The organism is Pengzhenrongella phosphoraccumulans, assembly GCF_045689905.1.
Classification (GTDB): domain Bacteria; phylum Actinomycetota; class Actinomycetes; order Actinomycetales; family Cellulomonadaceae; genus Pengzhenrongella; species Pengzhenrongella phosphoraccumulans.
Genome location: NZ_CP144210.1, coordinates 1,387,141 through 1,408,389 on the forward strand (window position 1 = coordinate 1,387,141; position 21,249 = coordinate 1,408,389).

General features: G+C 73.7%; 17 protein-coding genes. 11 read left to right on the forward strand and 6 right to left on the reverse strand.

The features are described 5' to 3' along the window. Complete coding sequence (locus tag VTA80_RS06470; protein ID WP_407345708.1) at window positions 1–318, forward strand: Hpt domain-containing protein; 318 nt, start codon at window positions 1–3, stop codon at window positions 316–318. A 95-nt stretch (window positions 319–413) separates the two neighbouring features. Here VTA80_RS06470 and VTA80_RS06475 read toward each other — a convergent pair whose 3' ends face one another. Beyond that, window positions 414–1,358, reverse strand: a complete 945-nt coding sequence (locus VTA80_RS06475) for a sigma-70 family RNA polymerase sigma factor (protein WP_407344575.1) — start codon at window positions 1,356–1,358, stop codon at window positions 414–416. A 299-nt stretch (window positions 1,359–1,657) separates the two neighbouring features. On the opposite strand from VTA80_RS06475, the gene flgN reads away from it, so the two are divergent. Genes flgN through VTA80_RS06505 form a run of 6 tightly spaced genes read left to right on the forward strand, consistent with a single transcriptional unit; the run spans window position 1,658 to window position 6,442 of the window. Beyond that, window positions 1,658–2,140 (forward strand): flagellar export chaperone FlgN, encoded by a 483-nt coding sequence (gene flgN / locus VTA80_RS06480; protein WP_407344576.1) that lies wholly within the window; start codon window positions 1,658–1,660, stop codon window positions 2,138–2,140. Between the two features lie 10 nt (window positions 2,141–2,150). Further along, window positions 2,151–3,569 (forward strand): flagellar hook-associated protein FlgK, encoded by a 1,419-nt coding sequence (gene flgK / locus VTA80_RS06485; protein ID WP_407344577.1) that lies wholly within the window; start codon window positions 2,151–2,153, stop codon window positions 3,567–3,569. A gap of 2 nt (window positions 3,570–3,571) precedes the next feature. Beyond that, the gene (flgL, locus tag VTA80_RS06490; protein WP_407344578.1) at window positions 3,572–4,504 is read left to right on the forward strand and encodes a flagellar hook-associated protein FlgL; all 933 of its coding nucleotides are present in this window, start codon (window positions 3,572–3,574) and stop codon (window positions 4,502–4,504) included. Window positions 4,505–4,521: 17 nt separating this feature from the next. Beyond that, complete coding sequence (locus VTA80_RS06495) at window positions 4,522–4,899, forward strand: flagellar assembly protein FliW (RefSeq protein WP_407344579.1); 378 nt, start codon at window positions 4,522–4,524, stop codon at window positions 4,897–4,899. A 3-nt stretch (window positions 4,900–4,902) separates the two neighbouring features. Beyond that, the gene (locus VTA80_RS06500; protein ID WP_407344580.1) at window positions 4,903–6,174 is read left to right on the forward strand and encodes an EAL and HDOD domain-containing protein; all 1,272 of its coding nucleotides are present in this window, start codon (window positions 4,903–4,905) and stop codon (window positions 6,172–6,174) included. A 19-nt stretch (window positions 6,175–6,193) separates the two neighbouring features. Further along, window positions 6,194–6,442, forward strand: coding sequence for a hypothetical protein (locus tag VTA80_RS06505; RefSeq protein ID WP_407344581.1), 249 nt, complete (start codon window positions 6,194–6,196; stop codon window positions 6,440–6,442). An 11-nt stretch (window positions 6,443–6,453) separates the two neighbouring features. On the opposite strand, the gene VTA80_RS06510 is transcribed toward VTA80_RS06505, so the two are convergent. The 4 genes from VTA80_RS06510 to VTA80_RS06525 are packed head-to-tail and all read right to left on the reverse strand — an operon-like array spanning window position 6,454 to window position 12,232. Beyond that, entirely contained in the window at window positions 6,454–7,701 is a 1,248-nt protein-coding gene (locus tag VTA80_RS06510) for an MFS transporter (RefSeq protein ID WP_407344582.1), read from the reverse strand. Continuing rightward, window positions 7,698–10,832, reverse strand: a complete 3,135-nt coding sequence (locus VTA80_RS06515; protein WP_407344583.1) for a sacsin N-terminal ATP-binding-like domain-containing protein — start codon at window positions 10,830–10,832, stop codon at window positions 7,698–7,700. Before VTA80_RS06515 ends, VTA80_RS06510 begins: the two co-directional genes overlap by 4 nt. Continuing rightward, a complete protein-coding gene (locus VTA80_RS06520; protein ID WP_407344584.1) occupies window positions 10,829–11,845 on the reverse strand; it encodes a DUF3027 domain-containing protein in 1,017 nt (338 codons plus the stop codon). The genes VTA80_RS06515 and VTA80_RS06520 overlap by 4 nt, the downstream gene beginning before the upstream one ends. Window positions 11,846–11,848: 3 nt before the next feature. Next, a complete protein-coding gene (locus VTA80_RS06525) occupies window positions 11,849–12,232 on the reverse strand; it encodes a cold-shock protein (RefSeq protein ID WP_407344585.1) in 384 nt (127 codons plus the stop codon). A 657-nt stretch (window positions 12,233–12,889) separates the two neighbouring features. Here VTA80_RS06525 and VTA80_RS06530 point away from each other — a divergent pair. From VTA80_RS06530 to VTA80_RS06540, 3 genes are all read left to right on the forward strand, one after another. Beyond that, on the forward strand, window positions 12,890–13,885 hold the full coding sequence (locus VTA80_RS06530) for a hypothetical protein (protein WP_407344586.1): 996 nt from the start codon (window positions 12,890–12,892) through the stop codon (window positions 13,883–13,885). A gap of 194 nt (window positions 13,886–14,079) precedes the next feature. Continuing rightward, window positions 14,080–16,578, forward strand: coding sequence for a helicase-associated domain-containing protein (locus tag VTA80_RS06535; protein WP_407344587.1), 2,499 nt, complete (start codon window positions 14,080–14,082; stop codon window positions 16,576–16,578). After that, the gene (locus VTA80_RS06540) at window positions 16,575–18,281 is read left to right on the forward strand and encodes a DNA repair helicase XPB (RefSeq protein ID WP_407344588.1); all 1,707 of its coding nucleotides are present in this window, start codon (window positions 16,575–16,577) and stop codon (window positions 18,279–18,281) included. Before VTA80_RS06535 ends, VTA80_RS06540 begins: the two co-directional genes overlap by 4 nt. Here VTA80_RS06540 and VTA80_RS06545 read toward each other — a convergent pair. Beyond that, a complete protein-coding gene (locus VTA80_RS06545) occupies window positions 18,278–19,033 on the reverse strand; it encodes a type 1 glutamine amidotransferase (protein WP_407344589.1) in 756 nt (251 codons plus the stop codon). The two genes, VTA80_RS06540 and VTA80_RS06545, sit on opposite strands and share 4 nt — an antisense overlap. Before the next feature lie 137 nt (window positions 19,034–19,170). On the opposite strand from VTA80_RS06545, the gene VTA80_RS06550 reads away from it, so the two are divergent. Further along, window positions 19,171–21,234 (forward strand): TPM domain-containing protein, encoded by a 2,064-nt coding sequence (locus VTA80_RS06550; RefSeq protein ID WP_407344590.1) that lies wholly within the window; start codon window positions 19,171–19,173, stop codon window positions 21,232–21,234. Window positions 21,235–21,249: the final 15 nt, after the last annotated feature.

Here is a 21,249-nt window from a genome sequence, read left to right on the forward strand (position 1 = left end):
ATGGACGAGACGGAGCTCCTGATCGCCAGGCTGTGGCGCGCCTTCCGGCCGCTCGTCGACGCACGCGTCCAGCTGATCGAGTCCTACCTCGACCAGCAGGGCGCGCCCGGGGCACCGGCATCGACCCCGCTCGAGGCGGAGACGCTCGCGCAGGCGCAGGCAGCGGCCCACAACCTCGCGGGTGCCCTCGGCTCCTACGGCCGGCCCGAGGGCAGCACGCTCGCGGCGCAGATCGAGCGCGCGCTCGGACAGGCCGATCTGGACACCGCCGCTGCTCGGTCGATCCTGCGAGAACTGCGCGACGTCGTCACCCGCTGAGGAAACCGCTCCCGACGTCTCACCACCCGCAAACGACGCTGCCCCACTCCTCGCGCGGGGGAGCAGGGCAACGTCGCTGTCGGAAGTCGAGCCTGTTAGGCGGTGGCGTACCCCGCGACGTCGTGCACGAAGACGTCGGCTTCCTCGGAATCGGGGCGCTGGCTGGGCAGCCGGCCAGGTCCGGGGCTCGCGAGCTGGGACGCGCGGGCCAGGAACGATGCCTGCTGGGCGACGAGCTCGAAGTACGCCTTGCGGCGACGCTCGGCGACGCCGTCGGGCCGGTCCGCCGTGCGCACCAGGCTGGGCTCGAGGCTCGAGTTCATGCCGTCCTTCATCAGGGCGAGCGCCTCGGTGCGCAGCTGGCTGATGCGGGACTGCGTCACGCCCAGCTCGGCGGCGAGGTCGACGACGGGACGGTCCTCGAAGAACAGCTGCTCGACGACGTACTTGAGCCGCTCCGGCAGCGAGGTCACCGCCGCGCGCAGGTGCTGCAGCTTCTCGTTGACGAGCAGCGTCTCCTCGGGGCCGATGCTCGGCTCGGAGACGGTGTCCGCAATGGCGCTGTCGAACGCCTCGATGCTGAGGATGCGGCGGTCCGCGTCGCCGCGCGCGGCGTCGATCTCGGCCACGGTCGTGCCCAGCGTGCTGGCGAGCTCCTCGCGGGAGGGAGTGCGACCGAGCTGCGAGGTGAGCTCGTCACGCGTCGAGCTGACGCGGCGTGCACGCTGGCGGGCACCGCGGGACACCCAGTCCATCGAGCGGAGCTCGTCCAGCAGCGCGCCGCGGATGCGCAGCGCGGCGTACCGGGCGAAGGGAACCCCCGTGGTGACGTCGAACGCCTGGGCGGCCCGCACCAGGGCGAGCGAACCGGCGGAGGCCAGGTCGTCGCGCGACACATACGAAGGGACACGGCCGAGCAGCTCGGAGACGTGATATCCCACCAGAGGGAGGTTCGCCGTCACGAGGGTGTCGATGCTTGCGTCGGGGTTGGGCACAGACAAGATTTCGTCCCAGGGGGGGCTGATCTTGAGGAATTGCATGCGGGAAACTTCTCAGGTAACCGCCCGCTCGATGCGGGGCCCGGAGCGCATCGGCTCTGACCTGCGGCGTTATCCGAGGCTTTACTCAGTAGTGTGACTCACGTCACAGTCCGTTCGGGCGCGTCGACGGCCGTCCGCTGTGAAAATCGTGGGTCATTCGCCCAGCCGTGTCCGTTCCGTTCCGACGCTCGCCCACCGGCTTGACACTCGTTCGAGGCGAACCGTCACAATGCCTCGGGACCGTCCGATGGGACCCCTGAACTCGACCGACGAACGACGACCACATGAAGGAGTCCCGGATGGGCGTGGCAGAGCTGTCCGCCGTGCTGTGGCGCGAGCGCCAGCTGCTTGAGCTGTTGCTGTTCAAGCTCGAAGAGGAACAGCTCGTGCTCTCGACTGGCCGTAGCCGCTGGCTCGGTCACGCCACCCGCGAGGTCGAGCAGGTGCTCGACCAGATTCGGGACGCCGAGCTCGGCCGGGCCGTCGAGGCCGACTCCGTGGCGCGTGAGTTCGGGGTCACGCCCGGCAGCGGGCTGCGCAATCTGGCCGCCGCCGCGCCGGAGCCGTGGAACGACCTGCTCAACAGCCACCGCGAAGCCTTCGTCACGCTCACCTCGCAGATCCAGGACGTCGCGCAGGGCAACCGGGAGCTCCTCACGAGCTCGCACCGGGCCGCCCAGGAGACCATCCTCGGCCTCCAGGAGACCGTGCAGACGTACAACCCTCACGGCACACCGTCATCGGCGAGCGCGACCGCTCAGCTCATCGACCAGTCGTTCTAGGGGGCACATCGTGAGCAGCTTCTCCGGTCTCAACACAGCGTTGAGCTCGCTGATCGCGCAGCGCCAAGCGCTCGAGGTCGCGGGCCAGAACATCGCCAACGCCAACACCGTCGGGTACACCCGTCAGCGGGCCACGCTCGCCTCGGTCGAGGCGCTGTCATCGCCGTCCATGTTCTCGGCCGGTCTGGCCACGGGCAACGGCACATCCGTGACCAGCATCGCCCGACTGGGGGACATCTTCCTCGACGCCCGCGTGCGGTCCGAGACCGGGGGGGCATCGTTCGCGGCCACCAAGGCCGACGCGTACTCGCGCCTTGAGTCGACCATCGCCGAACCGGGGGAGCTCGGCGTGTCCGACGCGCTCCAGAAGTTCTGGGGCGCGTGGGAGCAGGTGGGGCTGCATCCCGACTCCGCGGCAGTTCGCAACGTCCTGCTCGAGACCTCCAAGGCCCTCACCCAGCGGATCTCCGCCGGGCACGCGGCGGTCACGACCCAGTGGGCGCAGACGCGGACCGAGCTCGACGCCGCCGTCGTCGATGCGAACTCGTCGGCGCAGATGGTCGCCGGCCTGAACCAGTCGATCCGCGGGGTGCTCGTCTCGGGCGGCTCGGCGAACGAGCTCATCGACCAGCGCAACCTGCTCATCACCGGGCTGTCCGCCCTAGTCGGCGCGAGCGCGGTCGAACGCCCGGACGGCACGGTCGACGTCCTGGTCGGCGGGAACGCGCTCGTGCGCGGCGACACCGCGCACAGCATCGAGGTCAACGCGGACTCGCTCACGATGGGCTCGGAGATCAAGCTCAGCTGGGGTGGGACGGCGACGCCGCTCGGTGCCCAGACCGGCACGATCGTCTCGATGGCCACCGTGCTCGCCCCGGCCGACACCCCGCCAAAGCGCGGCGGCACGCTGGCGGAGGCCGCGGCGGGGTACGACGCCCTCGCGTCGAACCTGATCAAGAGCGTCAACGACAAGCACGCCACCGCGTTCACCACCACGGGCGCCGGTGGTGGTGACTTCTTCACCGCGACGACCGTCGGTTCCTCCGCCGCCGCGACGCTGTCGACGGCGATCACCGACGGCGCCCTGATCGCCGTCGCGAAGGACGGCACCGGCCATCTCGACGGCTCGATGGGGGACGCGATGGCGCAGCTCGCCAAAGCGTCCGGCAGCCCGGACTCGCAGTGGTCGGCGTTCGTGACCGACATCGGCGTGTCCTCCCGGTCGGCCACGCAGCACGCGACGATCACCGAAGCCACGCGGAGCACCGCGGAGAAGCTGCAGATGTCCAACGCGAGCGTCGACGTCGACGAGGAGTCGGTCAACATGCTCGCCTACCAACGCGCCTACGAGGGCGCGGCCCGCGTCCTCACGACGATCGACTCGATGCTCGACACCCTGATCAACCGCACGGGCCTCGTAGGGAGATGACCATGATCGGCAGAGTCACTCAACAGACCACGCAGCGCTCCACGCTGGCCAACCTGCAGAAGAACCTCGCCTCGATGGCGGATCTGCAGAACCGGCTTTCCGGCAACACGAAGATCACCAAGCCGTCGGACGACCCGGCCGGGACCGCCGCGGCGATCTCCCTGCGCTCCTCGCTGCGGGCCAACGAGCAGGCCGCCCGCAACATCGACGACGGCAACGGCTGGCTCACCACGGCCGACACCGCGCTCAACGACTCCGTGTCGGTCCTGCTCCAAGCCCGCGACCTGACGGTCCAGGGCGCGAACGGCGGCGCGCTGAACCCGCAGGCTCGCGAGGCCCTGGCCGCGCAGATCGAGTCGCTCCGGGACACGCTCGTGAGCCAGGCGAACACCACCTACCAGGGTCGGTCCATCTTCGCGGGCACGTCCAACACGGGCGCGGCCGTGACCGTCGTGCCTGCCGATCCGACCATTCCGGGGAGCACCCGGACGTACTTGTCGAACAGCTCCTCCGGCACCAGCGTGGACCGGCGCATCGACGCCAACACGCTCGTCCGGGTCGACGTCGAGGGCGCCAAGGCCTTCGGCAGCGACGCTGCCGGCGGCACCGGTTCCGTCTTCGCCACGCTCGACCGGATCGCGCAGACGCTCCGCGACGGCGGCAACGTCTCCGGCGAGCTCGACACGCTCGACGGCCATCGGAACGCGATGCTCATGGAGCTCGGCGGGGTGGGCGCCCGCCAGAATCAGGTCCTCGGCGCCGAGACCCGCGCGCTCGCCACGAAGACTGCGCTCGTCACCCAGCTCAGCGGGATCGAGGACGTCGACCTTGCGGCCACCGTCGTCGAGCTCCAGACTCAGGAAGTGGCCTACAAGGCTGCCCTCGGCGCGACGGCTCGCGTCCTCCAGCCCACCCTGCTCGACTTCCTCCGGTGAATCCCCAGGTGATTGCGATGCCCACTCTCGTCCGCCCCGTGCCACCGCTGCCGGGTCTGCCCGACCATCTCGAGTACGAGCTCAACGGCATCGACGACGACGGCACCCTGTTCACCCTCCGGAGCGCGACCGACCCGAACGTGCGCCTGTTCGTGGTGCGGCCCGAGGTCTTCTTCGCCAACTACACCCCCGAGTTCGGCACCTCGACGCGGGAGGCTCTCGGGCTCGCCGCGGGCGATGACCCGCTCCTCCTCGTCGTCGTGCACCCCGGCTACGACGAGGTCCCGACGACGGCGAACCTGCTCGCCCCGCTGATCATCAACCTCGCCACCGGCGCGGCCACCCAGGTCGTGCTGGACAGCACGGACTGGCCGATGCAGGCCCCCCTCGGCTGACCGGTGCCCTCCCTGCTCAGTCCCTGGACCCAACCCACCACTGCGACCACCGCCGACCCGGCGCGCGGAGCCTCGACCGAGGTCACCGTGCAGCGCCAGCCCGTGGTGCGCCCCGACCACTCGGTGCACGGGTACGCGGTGAACGTCGTCGTGCACGCCCCGCTCACCCAGGTCGACCGCGGCGACGAGTTCGACGCCCTCGCGCACGAGGAGTTCGCGCGCCTCGACCTCGACGCGCTCGCCGGCGGCAGCGTGCTGTTCGTGCGCGCGACGTCGAGCCTCCTGGTGGGCCGCTGGCCCCCGCCGCAGGCCCAGGGCGGCGTCGTCCTCGAGGTCCCGCGCCACTTCGCCGAGGTGCCCGACGCCGCCGGTCACCTCGCCCGGCTGCGCGCCGCGGGGATCCCGCTCGCGCTGGCCGACTACGTGCCGGGTGGCCTGCAGGACGCCCTCCTGCCGTTGGTGACGTTCACCAAGGTGGACCTCGGCCGGGGAGCTGAGGTCGCTGCCGCCGCCGTCGGCCATGCGCGTCGCTCCGGGGTCCCGGTGATCGCCGAGCGCGTCGACAGCGAGGCGGCCGTGGCCTTCTGCGCGACCCACGGCGTGGACCTGCTCCAGGGTCCGCTGTTCCAGCGCGACACCGAGCCCACCGCGCGCGAGTTCACGGCCGGCGAGCTGCAGTGCCTCGAGCTCATGCAGGTGCTCAACGCCCGCGAGATCGACACCGCCCGCGCGATCCGCATCGTCGGCTCCGACCCCGAGCTCACGATCCGGGTGCTCCACCTGATCAACTCGAGCGCCCTGGGATCGCGGCACCGGATCGACTCGATCAAGCAGGCCGTCACCCTGCTCGGGCCGCGTCAGCTGCGGGCGCTCGCGGCGTCGTCGCTCATCGGCTCGCGCGACCACGCGGTCGCCGGGCTGTGGTTCGTGCTCACGCGCGCCGTCGCGTGCCGCACCCTCGCCGACGACGAGGCCGGGTACACCGTCGGCCTGCTGTCGGCCGTCGCGTCCCAGCTGCGCATCGCCCCCGCGATGCTGGTCGAGCGCGCCGGGGTGTCCGACGACGTCGGCCAGGCGTTGCTCACCCGGTCCGGGCCGTACGGGCAGGTGCTCGCCGCCGTGCTCGCCCACGAGGAGAACGACCTCGCGGGCGTGGAGGCCTCCGGGTTGTCGACGTTCGACGTGGCGCACGCGTACCTCGCCGCGATCGCCGACGCGCTCGGCACGGCCACCACCCTGTCAGGGGCGGGGCCGACGGCCGGTTCGCACGACTGATGCGTCGTAGGGTATGAGCGTGCCGTCCGTCTTCACTCTGATGATGAATCCCGACAAGCGCCGCGCCGACCCCTCGCCGACCCCCGTGGACCTGGTGAAGATGATCTCGGCCGGGCTGGCCGTCTGGGTGATCGCGCTGATCGCCACGTGGATCCGGTACCGGACCGGGAACGGCGAGCTGGCCTCGTTCTGGACCTGCGTGGCCGGTGTCGGCGGCGGTCTCCTCGCCCTGGCCTGGGCCAAGATCACCGACCCCCACCTCGAGTAGAGGGCCGGGCGTCAGAGGTTCGCGGCCGCCTCGGCGGCGCGGCGGCGGGTCGTGGCGTTGGCGTGGATCGACCAGCGTGGGACCCAGCGGGCCAGCGCGCCGGTGGAGACGATCCCGACCGCGCCCATCGCCGCGATGCCCGCCGCGAGGCTCCCCAGCGCCGCGCCCGCCGCGACCACCAGGGGGCCGGCGGCGCTGCCCGCGTCGGAGAACAGCCGCCAGATCCCGAGGAACTGCGACCGGACCGCCGGCGGCGCGACGTCCGCGCCGAGCGTCATGAGGATGCCCGAGCCGATCCCGTTGCCGAAGCCCATGACCATCGCCGCCGCCGTGACCCCACCGAGGGTGGTCGTGAACGGCAGCGCGAAGATCGCCCCGCCGAGGATCAGCATCGACGGGATCGCGGCCCACAGGCGGCCGCGCTTGTCCATCACCTTGCCCGCCGGGTAGAAGAGCAGCATGTCGACGGCGCCCGAGATGCCGAAGATGAGGCTCGTCGTCGCCGGGCTGAACCCCAGGTGCTCCGACCACAGCGGCAGCACGACCTGACGGCTGGCCCGCACGGCGCCGACGGCGAACACCGCGAACCCGAGCGTGGCGAACACCTTGACGTTGTCGCGCAGCACGGTGCGCAGCGGCACCGGCACCGCGGCCGCACGGCGGCGGATCGTCTCCGCCCCGGCGACGTCGGGCACGGCGAGCACGACCAGGCCGGCGAGCAGGCTGGTGACGACCGCGAGCCAGTAGACCCCGGGCAGGTCGAGCAGGTGCACGATCGCGGCGCCGAGGAACGGGCCGAGGAACGCCCCGATACGCTGCACGCCGCCGAGCGTCGACAGCGCCCGGGCGCGCTTCATCACCGGGATCACCTCGGTCAGGTACGCCTGCCGCGCGAGCACGAAGACCGCGTTCGTCGCGCCCACCGCGAGCACCCCGGCGCCGAGCACCCACAGGTTCGGGGCGAGAGCGCACCCCGCGAGGGCGAGCACCGAGAAGGCCGCGGCGACGAGCATCGCGCGGCGGTCGCCGATGCGGGCGGCGAGCACGCCGGCCGGCACGTCGCCGGCGATCTGGCCGACGCCGAGCAGCGCGACCATGAGCCCCGCGACCGCCAGGGTCGCGCCGAGGTCGATCGCCGAGAGCGGGATGATCGGCATGATCGCGCCGATGCCGATCTCGAAGACCAGGGCCGGCGCGTACACGCCACGGGCCACCTGCCCCACGGGCGAGAGGGTCCGGTCGGTCGCGGACGGGGTCATCGGTCGAACGCCGCCTCGGCGCGCAGCTCCGCGGCCCGGTCCGGCTCGGTCAGCGCGAGCTCGAGCGCGTGGCGCAGCTCCCACCGGCCGGCGGCCTGGGCCAGTCCCCGGGCCAGCCCCGCGAGCTGGGTCGCGTGCACGACGGCGTCCGGGCCGTCACCTTCGACCCACCACTCGACCGGGGCGCCGCCGACCCGCAGGTCGTCGTGCTCCTGCCACGTCCGCGGTGCGTTCGGCGCGAGCGCGATCGCCGCGTCCGGCGTCGGGCCGGGCGAGCCGTCGTCGTCGGGCAGCGCGGGCTTCTCCTCGGCGAGGTCGTCCGCGAGCGGCAGGTCGAGGAACCCGCTCAGCCGGACGGCCACGACGGGCGGGGCCGGGATGAGGGCTGCGACGTCGGGCCGCTGCAGCCACATCGGCGAGGGCGCCACGGCGGCGTCGTCGGCGTGCACCATGCGGACCTCGGCGGGGCCGACGAGCGCGGGCAGCCGCTCCGGCACGCGATCGAGCTCGACCGTGGTCGCGGCGGCGTCGGCCAGCGCGCGCCAGAGCGTGCCGGCGATGTCGGGCGAGACCGGAGTGCCGACCGGCCCCAACGCGTCCAGGAGGTCGGCCCAGCCCTCGCCGTCGAGCTCGGCGAACTCACCGACGCCCCCGAGCTCGGCAAGGACCAGCGGGTCGAGCCCGGCGAGGGTCTCGGGCACGGGCGGGAGCAGCTTCTGCAGCCCGACCGGCGCGGTCCACAGCGCGAACGGTTCACCCAGGCCCAGCGCGGACGGCGTCCGGGAGCGCAGCCACCAGGCCGTGTACGACGGCGCCCCGCGGCCCTTGCGATCACCCTCGGCGCGAACCGGGTCGAGCAGCGCCCGGCGCAGTTCCTGATCGGCCGCGAGGTGCGCGAGCACCTGCGGCCAGGCCTCGTCCCGCACGGCGTCGAGGTCCGCGACCGCGGTGAGCTCGCCGACGATCACGCCCGCACCGAGCCGCCCGGCGAGCACCTCGAGGTAGTCGTCCCAGCCGTCGAGCGACCGCGTGGCGAGGTCCTCGGGGCTGTCGGCGCCGAGCAGCCCCTCGCCCGGCCCCTCGACCAGCACGTCCGTGAGCCGCACCACCGCGAGGTCGTCGCGGACCCCGACGGCGGCCAGGACGCGCGCGCCCCAGCGGTCCACGAGGTCGTCCGCGACGGGGGCGAGCACGCGCTCGTCGAGCAGGTCGCCCGCGGTCGAGCCGCCGAGCACCAGGCCGCGCGCGGGGGTCGGTTCGCCGTGCGAGTCGACAAGCGTGAGCTCCCCGAGCCAGGCGGCGGCGCCGACGGGGACGTGCCCGTCGTCGATCGTCCCGGCGACCAGGGTGAGGACGGCCTCGGCGACGTCGGCAGCCAGCGCAAGGTCGTCGTCGTCGGCCACCTCGAGGACCGCCTCGCGGACGGCGGGCAGCAGCAGGAGGCCACCGGACTCGGGTGCGGCCGCGCCGAGCCGCTCGAGCAGCGGGCTCGCGGCGCCCGGGTGCACGAGCCGCAAGCCCCAGCGTGCGAGGACCTCCAGGCTGGTGAGGTCGCCGCCGCCGCCGAACCGGTCCGAGGGCAGCACGAGGCCGCGCGCGCCCCGGACGGTGCGGCCGTCCGCGAGCGGCACCGGCAGCGCGCCCAGCGCCTCGCGGACCGCCGGGTCGACCGCGGCGGGGATCAGGGCCGTGTACAGCGCGTGCCAGTCCTCGGGCTGCGCGGCGGTCGGCAGCTCCTCGACCAGGTCGGCGAGCTCGCGGATCTGCACGCCGAGCACGCGAGCGGGTGCCTCGTGCCCCGGCCCGAGCACGACCAGATTCGCCGCCCAGCGGGCGAGCGCGGCCACCGCATGTGGGTCACGGCCGATGTCGCCGGCGAGCGCGACCGCCCGCCGCGGCTCGAGCAGGCCGTCGGTCGAGGTGTCCGCGACCAGGTCCTCGCCGTCCGGCCGGAACTCGGCGGCGGCGAGCAGAGGCGTCGACGTGAGCTGCGCGACGATCCGGTCGCGCACGGCGCCGTCGAGCGACCCGCCGGGCAGCCCGATCGGGACCAGCGCGAGCGGGTCGCCGCCGGCGGCCGCGACGTCGTGGGCCAGGTTCGCGTAGACCGTTGCGGCGTGGCCGAGCACGGCGTCCGTGAGCGGCCCGCGCACGACGTGCCGGCGCGACGGGTCCAGCGGAAGGGTGGCCACCAGCAACGCGGGGAGCGTGCAGCGCTCATCGGTCGGGGTCGGGGCATGCACGACGCCACCCCAGGTGGGCGCGGCCGCTACGTCGTGCCGGGGCAGGGCCCAGGTGACTCCCCACTCGCGCGCCGACCGCTCCTCGATGGGCCGGTCCGCGAGCAGCGCGAGGTCGAGCATCCCGGTGCCGCGCGCGATCGTCCACCGCGAGCCGACGTCGCTCACGCGGCGCCGCGAGCTCTCCTGCGGGACGTCGATCTCGACGACGATCTCGGTGAGCGCCGGCAGGGCGAGCAGCAACGGGTCGCCGACCTCGGCGAGCAGCGCGCGGACCTCGTCGGCGGAGATCGGGTCCCGCAGGGTCAGCACGACGGCCGTGTCGTAGCCGTGGGGCGGCCGGGCGTCGTCGGGCAGCGGCAGGCGCAGCGCCGGGAGCGAGCCGTCGCGGCGCCGGACCTCGTCGGCGACCCCGGGGTGCGTCGTGGCGAGCGCCGCCAGCTCGGCCGCGGTGTCGGCGAGCGAGAACCGGACCCCGCCCGTGGTCGACCGGACCGAGATCTCGTCGGCCACCGACCGGACCGCCGCGAAGCCGACCCCGAAGCGGCCGACGGGCGACGTCGACGCGCGGTTGTCGCGCTTGGCCGACGCGCGCAGCGAGGCGAGCGAGGCCACGCCGTCGGCGTCGAGCGGGGCGCCGGTGTTCGCCGCGGTGAGCACGGTCGCGCCGTCGTCCGTGCTCAGCCGCAGCAGCAGGTGCCCGCCGGTGCCCGCGCGGTTGGCAGCGTCCGCCGCGTTCTGCGCGAGTTCGACGACCACGCGGTCGCGGTAGTAGCCGCGGGCGTGGTCCTCCTCGGTGTTGGCGTCCTCCCGCAGGCGTGCCGGTGAGGCCGCCCACGCCTGCAGGACGGCAGCGCGTAGCGCCGCGGTCCCGAAGGCGTCCTGGGTCACGACTCGGGTGGGGCGGGGGTCTCGTCGGTCGGGGTCTCGTCGGTCGGGGTCTCGTCGGTCGGGGTCTCGTCGGTCGGGGTCTCGTCGGTCGCGAGCTCGGGCTGGGATTCGCGCTCGACGACGGACTCGGGCTCGGGCTCGAGAACGGACTCGACACCGGCCTCAGCCTCAGGCTCGACAACAGCCTCAGGCTCGGGCACGACGACGGACGCAGCCTCGACCTCAGGTTCGGGCTCGTCCTTGATGGCGGCCGGTTGTTCCTCGACGAGCGAGACGAGCTCGAGGTCGAGGTCGTCGATCTTCGCCACCGGGTCCGGCCAGTCGCTCGCGTGCGGCTCGATGTCGGTCTCCGAGTGCGCACCGCACCCGTGGTCAAGGCTGACGACCTTGGCGTCGTCCGGCGACCACTCGTTGGCGCACACGCCGAAGAGCTGCCCGAGCGGGCCGCTCAGCTGGACCATGAACGCGCAGGTCTGGCAGGCAGCAGCGGCGGCGAGCGCACCGGGCGCCGTCGGCCCCTGCGAGCCCGCGTACCACCGCTCCGCCGCGCGTTCGCGCCCCTCGGGTGCGAGCACCCGGACGCGGGCCAGGGCGAGCTCCTCGATCGCGACGCGGTCCTGCTCGGCATCGCCGGTGGCGACGTACCCGGGCACGAGGCGCGGGTCGCCGGGCATGAACGGCAGCACGTCGCCGGCGCCGATGTCACCCGGGCGCAGGCGCTCGGACCACGGCAGCCAGGCGGGCGCCAGGACGGCGGTGTCGCCGGGCAGGAGCTCGACCTCACAGATCGTGGCGACCCGGGCGCGCGGCACGCGGGCGAGCGTCACGGTCCAGTGCCACCCGCGGTAGCCCGGGGCGTTCGAGGCGAACGTGTGCGAGACGAGGCGATCGCCCTCGACGACCACACCGAGGTGCTCGCCGACGTGCTCGGGCTGCTCGGCGGCATCGATGGCGACCTGGCGGGCCAGCTCGACGGCGTTGGTGAGGACGGCGTCCTTCGTGGGGGATGCCATGTCTCAGCCCTCGAGGCTGTCGGCGACGGCGCGCAGCAGGGCGGCGTACTTCTGGCCGCTCGACTTGTCCGGGTACCGGCCGCGGCGAAGCTCGTTGCCGACCTTGTCGAGCACCTTGATGAGGTCCTCGACGATCACGACCATGTCGTCCACGGGGCGGCGGGCCGCCTTGACGACCGACGGGATCGGGTCGAGAACCTTCACGGACAGCGCCTGCGGGCCGCGACGCCCGTCGGCCACGCCGAAGTCGACCTTCGTGCCGGGCTTGGGATCCGTGACGCCTGCGGGCAGAGCCGAGGCGTGCAGGAAGATCTCATCGCCGTTGTCGCTGGCGATGAAACCGAAACCACGCTCGGTGTCGAACCACTTGACCTTGCCGGTGGGCACTGGAACCTCTGTGACGTCGTCGGGTGCGTAAGGACAATTCGCGGAACCGTGAAGCAAGTACGTAAGACAGTAACGACACAGTTTATCCGGCGCGCGACCGCCCAAGTCCCCGGAACGCCCCCGACGGCCCAAGATTCGCCTCCGATCCGCGCCGAAAAGCCACCAGTTCGCTGATCCCGGCTGACTTCGCCGGTCACAACCGGCGAACTGACGCCAAACCAGCGACTTCACCGCACCACCCGGCCACCTCAGCCCGTTCGCTCACTCCCGTCCGACCCGTCCCGCGCCCGTCCGCATCCGACCGGTTCGGCATCCGACCCGTCCCGCATCCGCCCCGTCCCGCATCCGCCCCGTCCGCATCAGACCGCTTGCGGATCCGACCACGGGTCGCCCGTGAAGACAGCACATGCACACCGGGTCGGGCGCGCGCTGCCCACGTCGGCGGATTCGGCGGACGGTGACCGCATGCCCAACCACTTCGCATCGCCCGCCGCCGACCCCAACCGGTCGGCCGCACCTCTGTCCCCCACCCGGTCAAGACCACCCACGTCGTCCTCCCGATCTGCTCCACCCACATCGCCGGCCCGGTCGGCACCACTCCGCTCGACCGCCCCACCGCCGCCACCCCGCCGGCCCGCACGTCCGCCGACCTCCCCCTTGCCGACGGTCGTGCTCGCGCGCGAGCTGACCCCTGCCCGCGTCAAGGCCGAGGTCCGATCGGGGACTCTCGAACGGGTGCGCCCCGGGGCCTACCGCCCCTCAACCAGCCGCCCCGCCACCACCACGTCCGACCCGGGCCTCGGCCCGAACCCCACCTCCGCCCCCTCGATCCCCTCCACGACCCCGGTCGCAGCCGCTGCCGCGCGAGAGCTCGCCCTCGCCCGGATCGCCGCCGTCGGCCGTCAGCTCCGGACCCCGTTCTGGTTCAGCCACGAGTCGGCCGCCCTGATCTGGGGCTGCGCCACCTGGCAACCGCCCGACCGGACCCACATGATCCAGACCGTGCGGCCTCACGGCTGCGGGGATCCGGGGCTGGTTCGCCACCTGATGGCTCTGGCCCCCGAGGATCGGCAGCGGTGGCGCGGGGTGCCGCTCACGTCCCTCGACCGCACGGTGGTCGACTGCCTCACCCGGCTCGACCCGCTCGAGGGACTGGTGATCGCCGACTCGGCGCTCCACCTCGGAGCAGACCGCACCGCGATCGCCGCCCGGATCGAAGCCCGCGCAGGCGGACGCGGCGTCGCCACGGCCCGCGCGGTCCTGGCGGCGGCCGACGGTCGTGCCGAGTCACCCTGGGAGACCCGGGTCCGGCACATCCTCATCAGCGCCGGCCTGCCGCGCCCCGAGCTGCAGCTCCCGGTGCACACCCGGCTCGGCTGGTTCTGGGCCGATCTCGGGTGGCGGGACGGACGCCTCCTCATCGAGTTCGACGGGTTCGTGAAGTACTCCACGCTGGCCGACGGCGACCCGGCGGCGGCGGTCTTCGCCGAGAAGCGGCGGCAGGACGCCATCGCCGAGGAGAACTGGGGCGTCCTGAGGGTCACGGCGGCGGATCTGCGCCACCCGAAGGAGCTCGTCCTGAGGGTCTGCCGGCGCTTCCCCGCGCGCCTCGTCGACCACCTGGTCCCGATCCCCGCCCTCACCCCGTGGTAGAAACACGCGCCCGCGTAACGCCACGCATCCGGAACGCGAGGTCACGGAATCCGTCGAGTTCGCTCATTCGGCACGAGTTCGCTGGTCGAGACCGGCGAACCCGACCGAAACCGACGAACTCACTACCCGTCGTCCGGCCCTCGGGAACGGGCGGACGGTTCCCGAGGGAATCCGGGCCGCGTACCCTAGTGCGGATGCCTACTTATAGCGAGCACCTGCGGTCGCGCAGTGACTCCGAGCTCGTTACCTTGCTCGAGCGGCGACCCGACCTGGCCAACCCGTCCCCCTCGACCCTCGTGGCGCTCGCAGCCCGAGCGACGAGCCGATTCAGTCTCGAGCGCGCTCTCGCGGCCGTCGATGCCTCCGTGCTGCAGGTGCTGGAGGCCGTCGTCGCTCTGCACGACGTGCGTCCGGCCATCACGGCCGACGACGTCGCAGCCGCCATCGGTGCGCCGATGCCCGTCGCGGTGGCGCACGGGCTCGAGATCGCGCTGCTGTGGGGGGACCAGACGTCCATCCACCCGGCGCCCGGACTCGGTGAGCTGCTCGGCCCCTACCCCGCCGGCCTCGGCCCGCTCGCGCTGACCACCGGCGCGGAAGCCGTCCTCGGCACCACGTTCGACGCCGCGCTCGCCGCCGCGCCGCTCGACGCCGCGGCCCTCACCAGCGAGGTCGCCGCCCTCCTGGCCGACGCCCCGCCCGGAGCGCACGAGGTGCTCGACGCCCTGAGCTGGGGCCCGCCCGTGGCCCGCATCCCGGCGGCGACGTCCGTCGGGCAGCGCGCTGCCGTGGATTGGCTCATCTCGCACGGCCTGCTCCGCGCCGCCGACTCGGCCCGCGTGATCCTGCCGCGCCAGCTCGGCCTCGCGCTGCGCGGCGGTCGCACCCACCGCGAGCCCGCTGCCGGCGAACCCCGCCCGGTCGGCACGCACCTGCCCCAGGAGACCGTCGAGGACGAGTCGGCGCGCGCCGCGCAGGACGCCGTCCGCCTGGTCGCGGGCCTCATCCGCGAGTGGGAGCGCGTGCCCCCGCCGGTGCTGCGCTCCGGCGGCCTCGGCGTGCGCGAGCTGCGCCGCCTGGCCTCCCAGCTCGAGATCGAGGACATCCAGGCCGCGTTCGTCGTCGAGCTCGCCGGCGCCGCCGGCCTGATCATCGACGACGGCGAGGACCAGCCCACCTTCTCCCCCACGCTCGATGTCGACGACTGGCTCGACGCCGAGCTCCCCGACCGCTGGGCGACGCTCGCGACCGCCTGGCTGACGATGACCCGCACCCCGTGGGTCGTCGGCGGCCGCGACGAGCGCGGCGAGCTCCGGGCCGCGCTCGACCCCGAGCTGTCCCGCCCGTGGGCCCCGCGCCTGCGCCGCGCCGTGCTCGCAGTGCTCGACGCCCGCGAGCCCGGCACCGTGCTCAACGCCGACGACGTCGCCGCCGTCCTGCGCTGGCGCACGCCGCGGTCCGTCCCGCCGCTGACCGCCGTCGAGGCCACCCTGCGTGAGGCCGGCGTGCTCGGCGTGCTCGGCGCGAACGCGCTGTCGGCCGCCGGTCGTGCCCTGTTGCGCCCGTGGCCCGAGGGCGGCACCGCCCCCGCCGCGCCGAAGACCGCAGGCACCCACACCGGCGCCGAGAGCCCGGACGCGGCCGAACGGTTCGCGGCCGGCAAGGCCGCGGCCGCCGAGGCGATCGCGGCTGTGCTCCCCGTGGCCGTGAGCGAGCTCATGCTCCAGGGCGACCTGACCGGCATCGTGCCCGGCCGGCCCACCCGCGAGCTCGCTGCACTGCTCGAGCGGATGGCCAAGGTCGAGTCTCGCGGTGCGGGCGTGACCGTGCGCTTCACGATCGAGTCCGTCCGGTCCGCGCTCGACGGCGGCCAGACGGCCGACGAGCTGCTCGAGGAGCTCTCGTCGCACGCGCTCGGCGACGTCCCCCAGCCGCTCGAGTACCTCGTGCGCGACGCCGCCCGGCGGCACGGCCGGCTGCGGGTCGGCTCGGCGCTCGGCTACATCCGCGCCGAGGACCCCACGCTCCTCGCCGGCCTCGTCGACGACCCGACCCTCGCCGACCTCGGCCTGGTCCGGCTCGCGCCGACCGTCCTGGCGGCGCACGCCACCCCGACCGCCCTGCTGGCCGCCCTGCGCGACCGCGGGCTCGCCCCCGCGGGCGAGGGTCCGGACGGTCAGGTCGTGCACGCCCGCCCGATGGTGCGCCGCGTGCGCGCCGGTGCCCGACGGCGCCGTGGGGCAGGTGGCGTGATCTCCACGGCCCCCGCCACGCCGTCGCCGGCGGTCAACGGCGCCCGGCCCACCGCGCCGACCACGCCCGCCGACGCCCGCGAGTGGCGCGAGCACCTCGCCGCCCTGGTGCCTGCCCTGCGACGCGCCGAGGCCGAGGCCCGGTCCGACCGCGCGGCGCACGCGCACGACAGCGGCTCCGGCCCCGGTCGTGGCGACGCGGGAACAGTCGACCCCGTCGCCGCGTTGGCAACGCTGCGGCAGGCGGCCGCCGACGGGCACGAGGTCTGGCTCGAGATCGTCGGTCCGCAGGGCACTCCCGGCAGGCGTCGGGTGCGTCCGCTGCGCGTGGATGCAGGGCGGGTGCGAGCGGTGGACACCGAGCGTGACGCCGAGCTCACCGTGGCCGTGCACCGCATCGCCGGAGTAACGCTGATCGACCCTGGAGAACCCACCACATGACCGATGGCCCGCTGATCGTGCAGAGCGACAAGACCCTGTTGCTGGAGGTCGGGCACGAGAGGGCCGACGCGTGCAGGCGCGAGATCGCGCCGTTCGCCGAGCTCGAGCGGGCACCGGAGCACGTCCACACCTACCGGCTCACGCCGCTGGGCCTGTGGAACGCGCGCGCCGCCGGCCACGACGCCGAGCAGGTCGTCAACGTGCTGCTCGAGTACTCGCGCTACCCGGTGCCGCACGCGCTGCTGGTCGACGTCGCCGAGACCATGTCGCGGTACGGCCGGCTGCAGCTCGTGAGCGACCCGGCGCACGGGCTCGTCCTGCACGCGCTCGACCGGGCCGTCCTCGAAGAGGTGCTGCGGTCCCGGCGCACCGCCGGACTGGTCGGCGAACGCCTGGGTGAGACGGACGTCGTCGTGCACCCGAGCGAGCGCGGCCACCTCAAGCAGGTGCTGCTCAAGCTCGGCTGGCCCGCGGAGGACCTCGCCGGGTACGTCGACGGCGAGGCGCACGCGATCACGCTGGACAACAGCAACTGGTCGCTGCGCCCCTACCAGCAGCAGGCGATCGACAGCTTCTACTTCGGCGGGTCCGGCGTCGTGGTGCTCCCGTGCGGGGCCGGCAAGACCCTCGTCGGCGCGGGCGCCATGGCCCGTTCGGGCACGACGACGCTCATCCTCGTCACCAACACCGTCTCCGCGCGGCAGTGGCGCGACGAGCTGCTCAAGCGCACGTCGCTCACCGAGGACGAGATCGGGGAGTACTCCGGCTCGCGCAAGGAGGTCCGCCCGGTCACGATCGCGACCTACCAGGTGATGACGACCAAGCGGAAGGGCGTCTACACCCACCTCGAGCTGTTGGACGCGCGCGACTGGGGCCTGGTCATCTACGACGAGGTCCACCTGCTGCCCGCCCCCATCTTCCGCATGACGGCCGATCTCCAGGCCCGACGGCGACTGGGCCTGACCGCGACGCTCGTGCGCGAGGACGGTCGCGAGGACGAGGTGTTCTCCCTGATCGGGCCCAAGCGGTTCGACGCGCCGTGGCGCGACATCGAGGCGCAGGGGTACATCGCCCCGGCGGCGTGCGTCGAGGTCCGCCTGACCCTGCCCGAACGCGACCGGATGGCGTACGCGACGGCCGAGCCCGAGGAGCGCTACCGCCTGGCGGCGTGCGCGACCGGCAAGAACCGGATCGTGGAAGAGCTGGTGGCCAAGCACGAGGGCGACCCGACCCTGATCATTGGGCAGTACCTCGACCAGCTCGCCGACCTCGCCGAGCACCTCAGCTGCGAGGTCATCACGGGCGCGACGACCGTGCCCGAGCGGCAGCGGCTGTTCGAGGAGTTCCGGACCGGCAAGATCACCAAGCTCGTGGTGAGCAAGGTCGCGAACTTCTCGATCGACCTGCCCGAGGCGTCCGTCGCGATCCAGGTCTCGGGATCGTTCGGCTCCCGCCAGGAGGAGGCCCAGCGGCTGGGTCGCATCCTGCGGCCGAAGGCCGACGGGCGCACCGCGCACTTCTACACGGTCGTCGCGCGCGACACCGTCGACCAGGAGTTCGCCGCGCACCGCCAGCGCTTCCTCGCCGAGCAGGGCTACGCGTACACGATCATCGACGCCGAGGACCTGGTCACCGACGTCCCCGACGTCACCAACAGCACCGATGTCACCGACGTCCCCGACGCGACCGAGCAGCCGGGCTAGACCCGGCCGGCCCCGTCGGCGGCCCGACGGACGACGTCGGCGAACCCGGACGCGATCGCCTGTCCCGCGGCCTCGATCTCCCCCGCACGCGATGAGAACGCTCCCATGACCGCGGCGGTGTCGACGTCGTCGTACGCGTCAGCCCAGGCGCGCAACGTCTCGGCGCTCGCCTCGGGGTGGAACTGCACGCCCCACGCGGTGCCGAGCCGGAACGCCTGGTAGGGGTACATCGCGCTGGACCCGAGCCAGACTGCACCGGGCGGCAGGTCGACGATCGCGTCGGCGTGCATCGAGGGCAGCGGCGCGCTGCGCCCACCGGCAGCGACCTTGGCGAGGACCAGGTCGCTCGCCGCCTCGGCCCGCCAGCGGACGTCGACGATCTGCGCCTCGCGTCCGGGCGGAGCGGCGACCTGGACGTGCCCGCCGCACGCCGTCGCGAGGAGCTGGGCGCCCAGGCAGATCCCGAGCGTCGGCACGCGCGCGGCGACCGCCGCCACGAGCAGCGCGCGCGTGGCCGGGAGCCACGGCGCGACGGCGTCGGCGTGGGCGTTCATGTGGCCGCCCAGCACGATCAGTCCGTCCGTGCTGACCTCGGCCGGGACCGCGTCACCTGCGAACGCCCGCACCACGACGACCTCGACGTCACCGAGCCAGTCGGCGAACCTGTCCAGGGGCACGTCCGCATTGTGCTGGATCACGGTGACGACGGGCGGACGGATCGCGTCGGGCGCGGTCGGCTCGGTTTGATTCATGCGGAGAACTTACTGGACCCCCGGGGGCGGTTGCTGCCGATTCCGGCCGCCGTTCGGGCGAAAACCACCGATTTCGAGCAATAGCCGCGAACCACCGGACGTTTGCGGTGCGGGCAGCCACAGACAAAGATCGGCCTGTGACCCCAGCACCAGCGACCCGGCCAGCTCCCCGCACGTTCTCGTCGACGACGGCGCCGAGCCCGACGCCGATCCTGACGGCGCTGCGGGCGGCGATCGCCGCCGTCGCCCTGGTCCTGTTCCTGGGCCTGGGCGCCGCCCCCGCCGCCGCCGACCCCCCGGACGCGGTCTCGAGCCAGCTCACCGACTCGGCCGGGGTGCTCACCGCGACCGAGGCCAGTGACGTCACTGCGGCGCAGTCCGACCTCGAGGCGACGGCGAGCCTGCGCCTGTATGTCGTGTACGTCGACTCGTTCGACGGCACCGACCCGGTCTCCTGGGCGACCAAGACCGCAACCGCGACCGGTCTCGGTGCGAACGACCTGCTGCTCGCCGTGGCGGTCACCGATCGCGAGTACGGCTTCGTGGCCTCGAACAGCTCGCCGGTGAGCGCCTCCGAGCAGGCCCGGATCCGCACCGACGTGATCGTGCCGCAGCTCGCGAAGAACAACTGGGCCGCCGCCGCCATCGACACCGCCAACGCCCTCCAGGACACGGGCTCCGGATCGTCCAGCACGACCGGCTCCGGCTCCGGCTCCGGCTTCTCGTCGCTGCTGACCCTGTTCCTCGTCGGCCTGGTCGTCATCGGCGGCTTCCTGCTGTTCCGGTCGATGCGCTCGAAGTCCCGCCAGCCGGGCGGCCCCGCCGGCGAGCCGGCCCCCGTCGACACCGCAACCCTGGACCGCCAGGCCAGCGCCGCCCTCGTCACGCTCGACGACGAGCTGCGGTCGTCCGAGCAGGAGCTCGGCTTCGCCCAGGCGCAGTTCGGCGACGCCGAGACGCGCACCTTCACGACCGTGCTCGCCGACGCGAAGGCGGCCGGGCTGCGGGCGTTCGGGCTGCGCCAGCTTCTCGACGACGCCGAGCCCGAGACCGAGGACGAGCGCCGGGCCATGCTGCTGGAGATCCTGCGCCTGTGCACCCAGGCCGATGCCGCGCTCGACGGGCAGACCGCCGCGTTCGAGGCGCTGCGAGACCTGCAGGCGCGTGCGCCTGAGCTGCTCGAGGAGATCGACCGGCGCGCCGCGGAGGCCACCGAACGGATCGTCACCGCCACGCAGACCCTCGCGAGCCTCGCCGCGACCTACCCGGCGACCTCGCTCGCCTCGGTCAGCACCAACCCGGAGCATGCGGCAGGGCTGCTCGCGGCGGCGCGCGAGTCGGTGGTGCAGGGTCGCGCTGCCGTCGCGGCCGGTGACCGCGCGACGGCTGTGATCGCGGCGCGCACGGCCGAGAACGCCGTCGGCCAGGGGACCACCCTGCTGGACGCCGTCGATCGGGCCGGCGTCGAGCTCGCCGGCGCGGAGGCCGCGATCGCGGCGGGGATCCGGTCCCTCGGGTCCGACCTGGACGACGTCGTCCGCCTGGCACCGAACGATCCAGCTGTCGCGACCGCGGCCGCCACAGCGACCATCGCCCGCGACGCGGCGCGGGCCGCCGGGCCGGGCAGCGACCCGCTGAAGCTCCTCGGCGACCTGCGGACGGCGGAGGCGGTGCTCGACAAGGCGCTCGAGCCGGCGCGCGGCCAGGCCGAGCAGGCCGAACGTGCGCGGGCCCAGCTCGCGGGCATGATCGGCCCGCTGCGCTCGCGCGTGCGCGCCGTGACGGACTACATCGAGACGCGCCGCGGCGCCGTCGGCCCGGAGGCCCGCACCCGGATCGCCGAGGCGCAGCGCCTGCTCGACGAGGCCGAGTCCCTGGTGCAGACCGACCCCCCGCGGGGCCTGGACGACGCGCGGCGCGCCGACCAGCTGGCGGCCCAGGCTCAGGGCCTCGCTCAGCAGGACGTCGAGGCGTACGAGCAGTCGCGGCGCGGCGGCGGCGGGTTCGGCGGCGGCTCGAACAACGCGGGCAGCCTCATCCTGGGCGGCATCCTCATCGACAGCCTGCTCCGCGGGGGCCACGGCAGTGGCGGCGGCGGCTTCGGCGGCGGCTGGGGCGGCGGAGGCGGCTTCGGGGGCGGCGGGGGCGGCGGCTTCGGCGGGGGCGGTGGCGGCTTCGGCGGCGGAGGTGGCGGCTTTTAGCACTGCGGATCGACC

Excerpts from the sequence above, each read along its gene's own strand:
- VTA80_RS06470 (WP_407345708.1), top strand. The coding sequence starts at position 1 with ATGGACGAGACGGAGCTCCTGATCGCCAGGCTGTGGCGCGCCTTCCGG.
- VTA80_RS06475 (WP_407344575.1), bottom strand. The coding sequence starts at position 1,358 with ATGCAATTCCTCAAGATCAGCCCCCCCTGGGACGAAATCTTGTCTGTG.
- flgN (WP_407344576.1), top strand. The coding sequence starts at position 1,658 with ATGGGCGTGGCAGAGCTGTCCGCCGTGCTGTGGCGCGAGCGCCAGCTG.
- flgL (WP_407344578.1), top strand. The coding sequence starts at position 3,572 with ATGATCGGCAGAGTCACTCAACAGACCACGCAGCGCTCCACGCTGGCC.
- VTA80_RS06495 (WP_407344579.1), top strand. The coding sequence starts at position 4,522 with ATGCCCACTCTCGTCCGCCCCGTGCCACCGCTGCCGGGTCTGCCCGAC.
- VTA80_RS06510 (WP_407344582.1), bottom strand. The coding sequence starts at position 7,701 with ATGACCCCGTCCGCGACCGACCGGACCCTCTCGCCCGTGGGGCAGGTG.
- VTA80_RS06520 (WP_407344584.1), bottom strand. The coding sequence starts at position 11,845 with ATGGCATCCCCCACGAAGGACGCCGTCCTCACCAACGCCGTCGAGCTG.
- VTA80_RS06535 (WP_407344587.1), top strand. The coding sequence starts at position 14,080 with ATGCCTACTTATAGCGAGCACCTGCGGTCGCGCAGTGACTCCGAGCTC.
- VTA80_RS06540 (WP_407344588.1), top strand. The coding sequence starts at position 16,575 with ATGACCGATGGCCCGCTGATCGTGCAGAGCGACAAGACCCTGTTGCTG.
- VTA80_RS06545 (WP_407344589.1), bottom strand. The coding sequence starts at position 19,033 with ATGAATCAAACCGAGCCGACCGCGCCCGACGCGATCCGTCCGCCCGTC.